Raw genomic sequence first — 12,488 nt, 5'->3', positions numbered from 1 at the left:
GGCCACTAACAGGCCAACTTTCCCCCATCGCAGGGAGGCCGGCAGACCGGCCTCCCTTCCGATGCCAGGCGGAGCGCGCGAACGAACACCGTCCGCTCGCTCCAGCCACCAACCCGCACGAGCCACAATCTCAACAAACCAGAACCCAACCCCTCATCGCACCACTTCGATCACCTTCTCCTGCACCACCAGAAAAACCTTCTCACGAGCCACACGGCCATCCTCACGCGCCCCTCCAGTAAAGCTCCCGAACGCAGGCAACACGCCACAGTTCACCCCGAACCTGAAACACGGAACCCGTACCGAATCGTTGCGCGTCGCAATCCGATACACCGGATGCACATGCCCCGCGAGCGCATACGCACCCTCGACCATCTGCGGGTGATGACACAATGCCCACGGTCCGAATCGCCAGGGCTCATCTACATACTCGACGCCGAGCGTCGCGGGCAGCGGGCCTGCATGCCGGTCGTGATTTCCTTCGACGAGCACCACCCGCAACGTGGCATGCCGCGCGCGCCAGACATGCAATGCTTCGAGCGTCTCCCCGGCATGCGCCTCGCGCGCATGCAGCAGATCGCCGAGAAACACGAGCATGGTCGGCTCGAACTGGGCGATCAGAATATCCAGGCGCATCAGATTGTCGGCGGTCGAACCGATCGGCACCGGAATGCCGCGCGCGCGAAACACCGCGTCCTTGCCGAAATGCGCATCGGCCACAAGCAGACAACGCAGCGCCGGGTCGAAAGCCGCGCGCAAACTCGATAGCACAAGAGAATGTCCGGCGATCTCCACCGGCAACGACGCCGGCTTCATGTGCGGGCCGCCTTCTCGAGTTCGGCCAGCATCCGCTCGACGCGATCCGCGAGTTTCTCCGTACTGACCTTCTCCCGCAAGCGTCCGACGATCAACGGAAACGCAAACGGCGTCGGTTTTTTCGGGCGTGTGACAACCACGCGGCTCGTGTTCATGCGTTCGAGCGCGGTGCGAATGCGCCGGGCGTCGAGTTCCTGCAGCAACACTTCGTCATCGGCCTGGTTGAGCAACAGATTGCCGCTATCGTGATTGCGAAAGATCTCGTAGAAGAGGCCGCTCGACGCTTGCAACTGCCGCGCGCTTTTCTGCTGTCCGGGATGCCCCTGGAATACCAATCCCGACACGCGCGCGATCTCGCGAAAGCGCCGCATGGAGAGCTCTGACGAATTGAGGCTCGCGAGAATGTCGTGTTCCAGTTCTTCGGGCGAGAGCAAACCGCCTTCGAGTTTCGCCGCCCAATCGAACGGTTGCGCGGACAACAGTTCGAAGCCGTAGTCGTTCATTGAAATGGAAAAGGTGCCGGGCTGCTCGCGCGCGATGCGCCATGCGAGCAATGCGCCCAAACCGATATGCGCCGTGCGCCCCGCAAACGGATAGCAAAAGAAATGATACCCTTCGCGCGATTTCACCAATTCCACTACCAGTACGCCCGGTTCGGGCAATGCCGACCACTTCTGCTGCAATTCGAGCAGCGGCCGCACGGCGCGCATTTCCGGTTCGTCGTAGATGCCGGAAGCGGCGCGCGCGAGCATCGTGAGCGTGGCGTCGGCGAGTTCGGAAGAAAGCGGCATACGGCTGCCGGCCCATTGCGGCATGGCTCCGCGCGACGACGTGGCGCGCCGCACCCACGCGGTCATATCCTGCACGCGGATCAATTCGAGGGCGCGTCCGCCGAACGTAAAGATATCACCGGGCTTGAGCCGCGAAATAAACGATTCCTCGATGGCGCCAATCCGGCCGCCCGAGAGGTAGGCGACGTTCAAGGTGCCATTAGCGACGATCGTGCCGATGTTGTTGCGATGCCTTCGCACCAGATCCTCGCGCGGCACGTGGTACAGCCCGTCGCTTTCGCGTACCACGCGATGGTAATCGGGGTAGGCGCGTAACGCCGTGCCGCCGCCTTCCACGAAGCCGAGCGCCCAATCGAACTCGGCCTGCGTCAACTGCCGGTAGGCATAGGTACTGCGAATCTCGCCGTACAGTTCGCGCGCATCGAACCCGCCGCCGATCGCCACGGTAACGAGATGCTGCACCAGCACGTCGAACGGCTTCTCCGGTGTTTCGCGGCCTTCTATCTGACGCTTCCCGACAGCCTCGCGCGCGGCGGCGGCTTCGACCAGTTCGAGCGCATGCGTCGGCACGATCGTCACTCGCGAAGGGCGTCCCGGCGCGTGACCCGAACGGCCCGCGCGCTGCATCAAACGCGCGACGCCTTTGGGCGAGCCGATCTGAAACACGCGCTCCACCGGCAGAAAATCGACGCCCAGATCGAGGCTCGATGTGCATACAACCACTTTCAGCAAGCCGCTCTTGAGGCCGCGCTCGACCCATTCGCGCACTTCCTGATCGAGCGAGCCATGATGCAGCGCGATCAGGCCGGCCCATTCGGGCCGCGCTTCGAGCAGCGCCTGATACCACACCTCGCATTGCGAGCGTGTGTTGGTAAACACGAGCGAGGTTTGAGCTTCGCCGATCGCCTCGGCGACGGCGCCGACCTGGCGCATGCCTACATGGCCGCCCCACGGAAACCGCTCGATAGTTTCGGGTATGACGGTATCGACGATCAGCGCTTTGGGCAGCGCGCCGTGCACGCTTGCGCGTGGCGTCTTCACGGGCGCGAGCAATACATCGGCGGCGAAGGGCAGATTGCCGAGCGTCGCCGACAACCCCCATACCTGCAATTCAGGCCGCCAATGTGCAAGGCGAGCAAGCGCAAGTTGCGTTTGCGTGCCGCGCTTGTTGCCGAGCAACTCATGCCATTCGTCGACGATTACCAGTCGCACGTGCGCAAGCACGTCGCGTGCATCGGACCGCGTCAGCATGAGTGAAAGACTTTCCGGTGTCGTGACGAGCGCCGACGGCATGCGTCGATTTTGCCGTGCGCGTTCTGCGGACGACGTATCGCCGGTGCGCAACCCAACGCTCCACGGCACGACCAGTTCTGCCGCCGAACTTTGCAAGGCGCGTGCGGTGTCCGCGGCGAGCGCACGCATCGGCGTGATCCACAGCACGGTGAGCGGTTCAGGCTGCGCTCGGGTCGCGCGCTGGCGGGTAGGCGGCGTCGGCGTTGTCACGAAGGCGGCCAGTGCGCCGAACCAGACAGCCCAGGTTTTACCTGCGCCGGTCGTGGCATGCAGCAAACCACTCGCGCCACGGCCGATTTCCTGCCAGACCTCGCGTTGAAACTCGAATGGCTGCCAGCGGCGCGCCTCGAACCATGCGGCGAGTCTGTCGGCGAAGGGGCGGCGCGCGGCCGTTTCGTCGATGGCGAAAGGCAGCGGCTCGAAGGCCGGTTCGCGTGCGGCGAGCCGCGCCTGCTGTTCGCGGCTGCGCGGAATCCGGCGCGGCCGGGGAGCGCGCCGACGCTCGGGCGGCGCAGAGGGAGCGGGGACCGCACTCTCGTCGGACTCAGCCGGCTCGGTCATCGGAAGCGCTCTTTAGCATTGGATTCGCGTGCCGGCGACCGGCTCGAAGGGATTTCCTATGTGGACCGCCAAACCGGGCCGGTGGTTCACAACAGAATCTTCGCAGTTACGTACGCAGTTCCGCTCGTGTTCAAATGCGGAGGTGCCACGCACGTGGATCTGGCGTTGAAAAAGCAGGTGAGCGCAACTGCGGCGACGCGTGCCGGCGATCACCAGCGCGGCGGTCGTACTGGTGCGTCAGATGCGATCCGTTACAATGAGCCGCACTACCCATCTGGAGACTCGCTTTGAAATCTATCGTTGCATTGGTCGCAGCAGCTCTTCTGTCTTCAACGGCGATGGCCGCCGCGCCCACCACCGAAAAACTGCCTTCCGGTGTCGTGGTTGAACATCTGACCCAAGGTACCGGCGCCCAACCTGCCGCCGAAGATGTCGTCAAGGTCAACTACCGCGGCACGCTGGCCAACGGTACCGAGTTCGATAGCTCGGCGAAACACGGCGGCCCGGCCACGTTCCCGCTGAACCGCGTGATTCCGTGCTGGACGCAAGGCGTGCAGAAGATGAAGGTGGGCGGCAAGGCCAAACTGACCTGCCCGGCGGCGACTGCTTACGGCGATCGCAGTGTCGGCGTGATTCCGCCGAACAGTGACCTGACGTTCGAGGTCGAACTGGTCGGTATCGTCAAGTAAGCCGGCACGATGTGAACTGAGACTGAGCCCCGCTCCGGATATCGCAGCGGGGCTTTTCTTTTGCCGGGCACTGCGTCTGCCCGCTGCCAGGGGCACTGTGATGAAACGCGAAAACAATGCCGTGCCGGTGGCCACCGTCGGTTTCACCGGTAAGACTGCGCAAGAGTTTTTCGATTTGCTGAAAAACGCAGAAGTGCAGACGGTTCTCGACATCCGCCTGAGCAACACGTCGCAACTTGCTGGCTTCGCGAAAAAACAGGATCTGCCTTTCTTTCTCGACAAGTTGTGCGGCGCAGCTTATCGGGAGATGCCCGAACTGGCTCCCGAGCCGGACTTGTTCAAGCGCTATAAGGCCAAAGAACTGACGTGGGACGATTTCGCGGACGCTTATGTCGAGCTGATCGCCAGGCGCCGGGTGGAAAGCAGTCTGGACGTCGATCTATTCCGTTCGGCCTGCCTGCTTTGCAGTGAACATTTACCGCACCGCTGCCACCGGCGGCTGGCGCTCGAGTACCTGAACTCGCGCTGGAACAGCCGCCTGAAAATTACCCACCTGTCGTGACCGCCGACCCGGCGGCGGCGCTTTCGTGCGGCGGCAGAAGGCCGGATTTCACTCGGACGGGGCGAAAAGCATCGAGATATAAACGATGGTAGATATGACCGTAATGCCGACCCCGACGAAAACTTTGGTGCGATTGAATTCCAGTCCGCCATTAATTGCCACGCAGATCCCGACGACGGACGCCAATGTACCGATCGTGGCCAGCAATACGTGAACCTTGCTGCGTATCAGCTTGCGGCGTTCCGGACTTGCGCCTTCTTTCCAGTTTTCGAGTTTCACGGGAATTATCCTTTGAGTTAGCGTGTAGTGGTCCGAATGCCTGGACCCGAAGTGATGCCGGCCAGTGTGCCTTTCGCATTACAAATGTTCCAATGGCACAAAGCATAACTGAGTCGCCAGGCCATGCAAATAACAAACACGCGAAAATGCAGCGCCTGATTGTCACAAGTGTATTTAGTGGCGGGGCGCATAGGGCCGCCCACGAAACATGAATGGCGCGACTTTTTTTAAAGTTTCAGTGCGCCGGGTCGTCTACTATCTACTCATGCGCCGACGTGACGTCTACCTCGCCGCGCAGTCAGGAAGATCCCGTCGTCATTCGCCGCGCGTCAGGAGCGCCTGCCATGAATATCGACTTCCACTACGGTGTGGTCTATATCGCCGCCCGCGTGGCCGGAATGCCGGCGGGCGACGCCCTCACCGTGGCGCATGCCTGTCAGTACGTCGACGATGCGACGACCGCGGGCATATTGCGCTTCAAGGGTGGCGAGACCTTTGAACGCTTTGCCACGGCGCACAAGTTATTCGACTACGCCACCACGGAGGACGACCAGAACCGTCTGGTGTGGACGCCCTTTCATTTTCTGCCGGCGGCCGAAGGCGAGACCTTGCACGAAAAGGCCGTGTGCCGGCCGGATAGCACCGTAGCGCGTGAGGTGGTGCGGCGGGCGATCCTGCACCGGGACACCGAGACCGGACTGCATCGGCTGGGTGTGACGCTTCATACGTACGTCGATACATGGGCGCATCAAGGATTCGCCGGTATCGAAAGTCCGTGGAATCGGGTTCATCTGCTGGAGGCGCAAGACTGTACGCGCAAAGGCTGGTTCGCCAAACTCAAACTCGCCAGCGAGCATCTGATCGAACACATCGAGGAAGATATTCTGACCGTTGCGCTACCCGTCGGTCATGGCGCCGCGTTGCACTATCCTGACCAGCCGTGGGCGAAATGGCATTACATCGACGGTAGGAACGAATTCATCCAGCGACATAATCTGCCGGAATTCGTGCAGGCGGCCGAGATGGCGTGTCGGGCGGTGCGTGGCTATCTGGAGGGGCGGCAAGATTTCGAGAACCAGCCCGGCATGCCGGACAACGTGACAGAGGTGCTCACCGACTTGCTCAATACCAATCGCCACGAAGACGACAACGAGCGCTTGCGGCACATTTGCCGCGTTCTGAAGGCTGGCGGCATTCCGGGTTTGAAAGAGTCGATTCCGGAATACGTGCCCAAAGGGCCTGGCTCCTGGAAGTACCTGGCTACCGGTTTGAAGTTCGGCGACGACACCGGAGACAAGCCCGTGTGGACCGAAGCCTTTGAGAAAAGCGATTACAGGTTATTTCACGACGCGGTCAAGCAGCATCGCTTCGTGACCACACAGGAAATTCTGCCGACGCACGGATTGCGGATTGCCTGAACCAGCCAGCTTTCATCTGAAAGTGCGGTGCTATTGAGGTGTTCTAACGTGGCGCTATTCGGCGTCACTTCATTGACTCAGGTTCACCCTTACGGATTGCCGGGAGCTTTGCTGCTGAGTACGGCACGGCGGGATTCGTAACGCGGGGTTGCGGCGGGAAGGGTGAGGCAACACATCTGAACAGTAAAAAATGTACTGCTGCTCTTTGAATCTTCAAATGCTTACCTATAGTAGAAGCGGCTAATGCCGCGATGCACTGCGGCCAATCAACCCGGCGGGGCGCTGTCGCCGACCCGTGTGGCCTTCGGGCGCATTAGAAGAGAAGGGGGGAATGGCATAGGAAAAGACAGGAAAAGTGTGGCAACAGAGTAAAGAACCTGAAAAGTTCGTACTCCACCGGATGCATGATCGACTCGGACTCGTGTATTTATAGCCACGCCGAACTGCCTTTCTCGCGTCATTCGTGGCATAGTTCGATCGATTACCACATAAGGAGCAATCAAATGCCCACTTTAGAGCAAATTCAGGCAAAGCTTCGAAAGCTTCAGGCGCAAGCTGACGTTCTTATTGCCAGGAAAGCACAAGCGGCTGTCGACCAGATTCGCGACCTGATGCTTAAACATGGCCTCACTACCGCGGATATCGAAGCGCGCGCAAAGGCAAGACGTGCCGCCGGAGGTTTGAACGGCCACGCTGGTAATGGCAAGGCGAAAGCCGCCGGCACCGGCAAGGCAATTGCAAAGTACCGCGACCATAAAACCGGTGCGACCTGGACGGGTCATGGCCGGGCGCCGGGTTGGATTGCCGGCGTGAAGGACCGCACTCAATTCCTGATCGAAGGCGCGAGCGAACTGAAGTCGGCGGCAAAGGCTGTCGTTACTCATGCGAAAGCGAGTAAAGGTCAGCCGAAAGGCGCACAACCGCCCAAGTACATCAATCCGAAAACGGGTGCTACCTGGAGTGGCCGTGGTCCGGCGCCGGCATGGCTCGCCACGGTCAAGGACCGCACCAGGTTCCTGATCGACGGCGCCTCGGCAACGGTGGCCGATGCCGGTCAGCACGCCGCAAAGAAGGCCGGCAAAGTGAAGTCGGCGGCTAGCGGCGTAGCAGGCAGGAAAGCCGCAGCCCGAAAGGTCGTCGCAAAGAAAGCGGTGACGGCCAAAAAGACGGCTACAAAGAAAGCCACCGCGGCAGGCGTGAAAGTAGCGGCAAAGAAAAGCGCGGCAAAGCCGGCCGCGAAGAAGACTGCCGCGACCAAAGCGGCAAGGAAAGCGCCGGTCCGCAAGAGCGCAGTCACAAGCAAAGCCGTCGCGACAGGTGCCGCCGCGGCGCCGCAAGCCTCGGCCGCGCCAGCCAGCGCATGAGCGTAACGGAGTCGTGAAGTAGATGACCAGTACGCTCGAATCACCCCAGCAGGAAGACCAGGTCGTCCTGCTGGACGGCGTTCCTCGTCCGGCAGAAGATGCCGCTGAACCGTTCATTGTCGCCAGTGACCGCCGGGTTATTGTCGCTTATCCGATTGCGGAATCCGACTTTGAACGGTTCGGACCATTCGATGCCGAGGATGATCCTTTCTGCACGGTGCTATTTGCGGACGCGGTGTTTCATCGCCTGGGTCCGCCCGGCGACGGCGATCTCGACATTCATCCGCTCGCTTCGCAAGGACTGATGGGTTACTCGGTTCACGAAGTCATCCATTCGTCACTTGCTGGCGAGCTTGCCGAGGTTGCATCGGTGGGACCTGCAAAGCGCCATTTCGTCATTACATTTCAGGTATCCACGTTCGAGTGCGTGGCGTCGGACTATACCGTGGTCGGTGTCTACGGCGCGGGTGAAATTGCCAGCCGGGAAGCATTCGCGCTGGTCAGGTAATGACGCCGAGTAGCAAGGCGCGGGCCTGCAACGGGCACGCGCAATGCGTCCTGCGTTCGTCGTAGAGGCCGGGCGATGTCCGGTTTCCGTCAAACCGCAGGGCGCGCATGCGACGCGTCCCGCCGAATAGCGTCGAGGCCGCGCATGCTGGCAATTCCCATTACCGCGTTCGTCACGCTCGTCATCATATTGGTGATTGCCAATTTATCGAGCGGTGAGAAGAAGATCGAGCATAAGATCGAACGCCTCTATGCAAGCGACGATCCGCAATTCCTTCGTTCAATGGGTTTGTTGCTCGGGCCGCCGGTCATCTCGGGCAATCGCTTCGAGATGCTGCTCAACGGCGATCGCATTTTTCCTTCGATGCTGGAGGGCATTCGTGGCGCACGTCGAACCATTACGTTTGAAACCTTCATTTATTGGTCCGGCGAAATCGGCGAGCAGATTGCGCAGGCACTCGCGGATAAAGCGCGCGAAGGTGTCGCGGTGCATGTACTGCTCGACTGGGTCGGTTCGTCGAAAATGGACAAGCGCTATCTGAGTCTGCTTCGCGATGCGGGCGCGGAGGTGATTCAGTATCACAAGCCTCATTGGACCGGCCTTGGCCGCATGAACGACCGCACGCACCGCAAATTGCTGGTGATAGACGGGTGTATCGGTTTTACGGGTGGTGTGGGTATTGCGCCGGAGTGGACCGGTCACGCGGAAAACGAAAAGCATTGGCGCGATACGCATTTCCGCGTAGCGGGTTCGGTGGTCGGCCATATGCAGGCCGTGTTCATGGACAACTGGGTCAAGGCAACCGGCAATGTGCTGCACGGTCCCGCCTATTTCCCCGATATCGAGCCAATGGGCGACGGGCTCGCGCATATGTTCAGCAGTTCGCCCTCGGGCGGCAGCGACGATATGCAATTGATGTATCTGATGGCGATCACGGCGGCTACGCATTCCATTCATCTGGCGAGTGCCTATTTCGTCCCCGATAAGCTCACTATCAATGCCATTGTCGAGGCGGCGAAGCGCGGCGTGAAAGTGCGGATCATCACGCCCGGAAAACGCATCGACACACACACCGTGCGCGAAGCATCGCGCGCGTGCTGGGGCGATCTGCTCAAAGCGGGCGTGGAAATGTTCGAATATCAACCGACCATGTTTCACTGCAAATTGCTGGTGGTGGACGAATATCTGGTGTCGGTCGGCTCCACCAATTTCGACAGCCGTTCGTTCAAGCTCAACGACGAAGCGAATCTGAACATTTACGACCGCGACTTCGCGAAGCAGCAAACCAGCATTTTCGCCGACGATTTAACGAAGTCGCAGCAGGTCACGCTCGAAGCATGGATGCATCGCCCGTTCACTGAAAAGCTGATCGAAAAGTTCGTGCCGCTGCTGGATACGCAGTTATAACGAAGCAATACAAGCGCTAATTGCCCGGATTGAGCACAGGTTTATCCGGGTCCGCAAGCGTCCTGTACGGGAGTTGTGCCGCATGCGGATCGTTCGTCGTGTCGTCGATCACGCGCTCGACGTCCGCGGTTTTCGCGAGTTCGGTGAAAAAGCTCCGCTTGTCGAAACCCGGTGCGACGCAGCCTTGTACATAGATGAAACGGCGTTGCAGCGTCAGCCACAGCGTCGACTGTTCGCGCCAGTGCGTAGCGAAGTTAATGTTGATCAGGCGCCGCTGCACGGCGTCGGCGATCTCCACGTCGTACAGGTACGCGTTCGACAAACGGCAGCGGCCTTCCACCCAACAGCTATTGCCGCGCTCGATCCGGTAATGGCTGTCGTCGAGCCATTCCTGCTCCGTTTCGAGCGGGCCCAAAGGCACAGGACAGTCGCTAACCGCTTTGGAAATCTGAGAGAACGGATCGTGACCGCGATTCAGGCGCGGCGCTTCGGCATGCGCGCAAGTGGCGGTAAACCCGAAACCGAAACCCATCAGCAGACCTGCTAGCCGCGCCTGGATCGTGTGTTTCATCCTGATCAACTCCGGGTGTTGGGTGTGCGCCGGTTCTCGACCGCGAACTTGATCAATTCGGCCTGACCTTCAATATCGAGCTTGCGTTTCAGATTCAATCGATGCGTTTCCACTGTCCGCACGGAGAGTTCATTGCGTTGAGCGATCTGTTTGCTCGACAGGCCTTCGGCGAGCGCGTCGAGAATGTCGCGCTCGCGTGGTGTGAGCCGTTCGACCGGCGATTGCGTCGCGGAGGCCTGAATCAGACGTGCCCCCAGTCCCGCGCTGAAAAACGATTTGCCTTCCAGCACCGCGCCGATTGCCTGAATGATTTCGGTAGCAGGCGAGTCCTTGAGCACGTAGCCGCTGGCGCCCGCGCGGACCGCCTGGGTCACGTACTCGAGATTGTCGTGCATGGACAGCATGAGAACGCGAATCGCCGGAAAGCGTTCGTGAAACATGCCGGCCAGCGCGATGCCGTTCATTCCGTTCATGCCGACGTCCATCAGCACGAGATGGGGCTCCGCGCTGGCGGCGAGGGCGAGCGCTTCCTGCCCATTGCCGGCTTCGCCGACGACTTCGAGGTTGCGCACTGCTTCGAGCCGCGCGCGCAGGCCGTCGCGTACGAGCGGATGATCGTCGACGAGAATCAGGCGGGCAATAGCGGGTGAGGTGTCGTTCATTATCAGGTTTCCTGCAAGGCCGGCAATGTCGGCTCGGTCGATCCGAGCGGGACGCGCGCGGTGACGAGGGTGTGGCCGGCTTGGGAACTGAGCGACAGTGTGCCGCCCAGCGCTTCGAGCCGTTCGCGCATATTGCGTAGTCCCACGCCCGAGCGCCGGCCAACGAAGGCATGCGCCACGTCGAAGCCGCGCCCGTTGTCCGCGATGGTCAGCGTGACGGCGTCGCTCGACACTTCCAGTGTGAGTGCCGCGTTCGACGCCTGCGCGTGACGTACGATATTCGTCAGCGCTTCCTGGGCGATCCGGAACAGCACGGTATTGACCGTGTCCGGCAAAACCGCGGCATGGGTATGCGCGATCTGTGTAAAGCCGATCGCAATGCCGGACTGCTCGCTGAGTTCGCGCGTGAGTTGTTCCAGCGCGGCCGCCGCGCCGAGGTCGTCCAGCATCGACGGACGCAGCGCGTGAGAAATGCGCCGCACTTCGCGCAAGGTGTCGCCGAGCCGCGTGAGGCTGGTGGTGAGCGCGGCTTCGGCCGCGGGCACGCGCACTTCGCTGCGCTCGAAGCGCGCCAGCGCAGATTCGAGCAGCAGCTTGACGGAAACCATCATCTGGCTGATGCCGTCGTGCAGTTCACGCGACAGACGCGCCCGTTCGTTTTCCTGCGACTCCACCACCTGCTGCGCAAGCCGCTTCAGCTTGGCGTCCGCGCTGCGATATTCGGTCACGTTGAGCACGAGCGCGCACAGCGCGATCACGGCGAGTCCGGCCACGGCGATCGCGTCGATCCATTTCATCGTACGGTCGATGTTGGCCGCCGCGCGTTCGTCGATATGCGCGAGCGTGCTATCCACGTCGTCGAGATAGATGCCGGTGCCGATCATCCAGCCCCAGCGCTCCAGCGGCACCACGTAGCCGAGTTTCGACGCTACCTTGCCCGTGGACGGACGATGCCACAGGTAGCGCACATAGCCGCCGCCATGCGAGGCGGCGGCGAGCAGTTGCTGGATCGTCAGCGCGCCTTGCGCATCGCGCAGCGCCCAAAGGTCGCGCCCCACGAGGTCGGGCTCGCGCGGATGCATCAGCGAACGGCCATGCATGTCATACACGAAGAAGTAGCCGTCCTTGCCGAAGTCCATTTTCTCCAGAACCTCAAGCGCGCGTGTGCGCAGCATCGCGTCGTCGCGCGCATTGTCCTGGCCGGCGTTGTAGAGCGGCGCGATCGCGGTGGTGGCAAGCTCGACGTAATGCTTGAGCTCGATTTCCTTGCTGGCCATGTACGCGGCCTGGGTGGTCGTGTGTTGCGTCTCGGCGAGCGCCGTGGCTTCCTGGCGCACACCGGTTTCAATGCTGGCGATGGCGGCCAGAAAGGGCACGATGGCCAGCAGGACAATCTTTGCTTTGAGTTTCATCGTTGAAAAAACGGCCGACGGGCTACGTAGTATTACGTATCCGACTTACGTAGTTGCGCGCTTGTAAGGACGCTTACGAAGGCGAATACTACATCCCCGCGGCGTAGTGCGCCTTGCGGGCGGTTGCGCCTGTCGTCGCGCGCTTGCGCGGCGCA

12 protein-coding genes are annotated in these 12,488 nt (G+C 61.0%); 6 read left to right on the top strand and 6 right to left on the bottom strand.

All coding sequences use genetic code 11. The features are described 5' to 3' along the window. Nucleotides 1–153 precede the first annotated feature (153 nt). Nucleotides 154–816, bottom strand: a complete 663-nt coding sequence (gene pdeM / locus NE850_RS04655; RefSeq protein WP_007177956.1) for a ligase-associated DNA damage response endonuclease PdeM — start codon at nt 814–816, stop codon at nt 154–156. Further along, nucleotides 813–3,461, bottom strand: a complete 2,649-nt coding sequence (locus NE850_RS04650; protein ID WP_310698488.1) for a ligase-associated DNA damage response DEXH box helicase — start codon at nt 3,459–3,461, stop codon at nt 813–815. The genes pdeM and NE850_RS04650 overlap by 4 nt, the downstream gene beginning before the upstream one ends. Before the next feature lie 287 nt (nt 3,462–3,748). Here NE850_RS04650 and NE850_RS04645 point away from each other — a divergent pair, with 287 nt between their 5' ends. Next, nucleotides 3,749–4,150 carry an FKBP-type peptidyl-prolyl cis-trans isomerase gene (locus tag NE850_RS04645; RefSeq protein ID WP_035516750.1) on the top strand — a complete coding sequence of 134 codons (402 nt, stop codon included), beginning with the start codon at nt 3,749–3,751 and terminating at the stop codon, nt 4,148–4,150. Nucleotides 4,151–4,250: 100 nt separating this feature from the next. After that, the gene (locus tag NE850_RS04640; protein WP_007177953.1) at nt 4,251–4,712 is read left to right on the top strand and encodes a DUF488 family protein; all 462 of its coding nucleotides are present in this window, start codon (nt 4,251–4,253) and stop codon (nt 4,710–4,712) included. A gap of 48 nt (nt 4,713–4,760) precedes the next feature. Here the strand turns inward: NE850_RS04640 and NE850_RS04635 are convergent, their stop codons facing one another. Further along, nucleotides 4,761–4,991, bottom strand: coding sequence for a hypothetical protein (locus NE850_RS04635; protein ID WP_007177952.1), 231 nt, complete (start codon nt 4,989–4,991; stop codon nt 4,761–4,763). Between the two features lie 344 nt (nt 4,992–5,335). Here NE850_RS04635 and NE850_RS04630 point away from each other — a divergent pair, with 344 nt between their 5' ends. From NE850_RS04630 to cls, 4 genes are all read left to right on the top strand, one after another. Then, nucleotides 5,336–6,409, top strand: a complete 1,074-nt coding sequence (locus tag NE850_RS04630) for a DUF6765 family protein (protein WP_165189065.1) — start codon at nt 5,336–5,338, stop codon at nt 6,407–6,409. A gap of 503 nt (nt 6,410–6,912) precedes the next feature. Further along, nucleotides 6,913–7,773, top strand: coding sequence for an H-NS family nucleoid-associated regulatory protein (locus NE850_RS04625; protein WP_007177950.1), 861 nt, complete (start codon nt 6,913–6,915; stop codon nt 7,771–7,773). A gap of 22 nt (nt 7,774–7,795) precedes the next feature. After that, nucleotides 7,796–8,281, top strand: coding sequence for a hypothetical protein (locus NE850_RS04620; RefSeq protein WP_007177949.1), 486 nt, complete (start codon nt 7,796–7,798; stop codon nt 8,279–8,281). Nucleotides 8,282–8,425: 144 nt separating this feature from the next. Then, the gene (gene cls, locus NE850_RS04615) at nt 8,426–9,688 is read left to right on the top strand and encodes a cardiolipin synthase (RefSeq protein WP_007177948.1); all 1,263 of its coding nucleotides are present in this window, start codon (nt 8,426–8,428) and stop codon (nt 9,686–9,688) included. A 16-nt stretch (nt 9,689–9,704) separates the two neighbouring features. Here the strand turns inward: cls and NE850_RS04610 are convergent, their stop codons facing one another. From NE850_RS04610 to NE850_RS04600, 3 genes are read right to left on the bottom strand one after another with little or no spacing between them, the layout of a single operon-like run. Next, the gene (locus tag NE850_RS04610) at nt 9,705–10,220 is read right to left on the bottom strand and encodes a hypothetical protein (RefSeq protein ID WP_405044796.1); all 516 of its coding nucleotides are present in this window, start codon (nt 10,218–10,220) and stop codon (nt 9,705–9,707) included. Nucleotides 10,221–10,264: 44 nt separating this feature from the next. Then, nucleotides 10,265–10,921, bottom strand: a complete 657-nt coding sequence (locus NE850_RS04605; RefSeq protein ID WP_007177946.1) for a response regulator transcription factor — start codon at nt 10,919–10,921, stop codon at nt 10,265–10,267. Between the two features lie 2 nt (nt 10,922–10,923). Continuing rightward, nucleotides 10,924–12,333: a cache domain-containing protein gene (locus tag NE850_RS04600; RefSeq protein ID WP_007177945.1), complete on the bottom strand. Its 1,410-nt coding sequence runs from the start codon at nt 12,331–12,333 to the stop codon at nt 10,924–10,926. Nucleotides 12,334–12,488 lie beyond the last annotated feature (155 nt).

Origin of the sequence: Paraburkholderia sp. USG1 (assembly GCF_031570135.1) — a bacterium.
Taxonomy (GTDB): Bacteria; Pseudomonadota; Gammaproteobacteria; order Burkholderiales; family Burkholderiaceae; genus Paraburkholderia; species Paraburkholderia dioscoreae.
This window is presented reverse-complemented; position numbering and strand designations above follow the sequence as displayed.

Coding starts and splice junctions, on each gene's coding strand:
- pdeM (WP_007177956.1), bottom strand. CDS start 816: ATGAAGCCGGCGTCGTTGCCGGTGGAGATCGCCGGACATTCTCTTGTG.
- NE850_RS04620 (WP_007177949.1), top strand. CDS start 7,796: ATGACCAGTACGCTCGAATCACCCCAGCAGGAAGACCAGGTCGTCCTG.
- NE850_RS04605 (WP_007177946.1), bottom strand. CDS start 10,921: ATGAACGACACCTCACCCGCTATTGCCCGCCTGATTCTCGTCGACGAT.
- NE850_RS04640 (WP_007177953.1), top strand. CDS start 4,251: ATGAAACGCGAAAACAATGCCGTGCCGGTGGCCACCGTCGGTTTCACC.
- NE850_RS04600 (WP_007177945.1), bottom strand. CDS start 12,333: ATGAAACTCAAAGCAAAGATTGTCCTGCTGGCCATCGTGCCCTTTCTG.
- NE850_RS04610 (WP_405044796.1), bottom strand. CDS start 10,220: ATGGGTTTCGGTTTCGGGTTTACCGCCACTTGCGCGCATGCCGAAGCG.
- NE850_RS04650 (WP_310698488.1), bottom strand. CDS start 3,461: ATGACCGAGCCGGCTGAGTCCGACGAGAGTGCGGTCCCCGCTCCCTCT.
- cls (WP_007177948.1), top strand. CDS start 8,426: ATGCTGGCAATTCCCATTACCGCGTTCGTCACGCTCGTCATCATATTG.
- NE850_RS04630 (WP_165189065.1), top strand. CDS start 5,336: ATGAATATCGACTTCCACTACGGTGTGGTCTATATCGCCGCCCGCGTG.
- NE850_RS04625 (WP_007177950.1), top strand. CDS start 6,913: ATGCCCACTTTAGAGCAAATTCAGGCAAAGCTTCGAAAGCTTCAGGCG.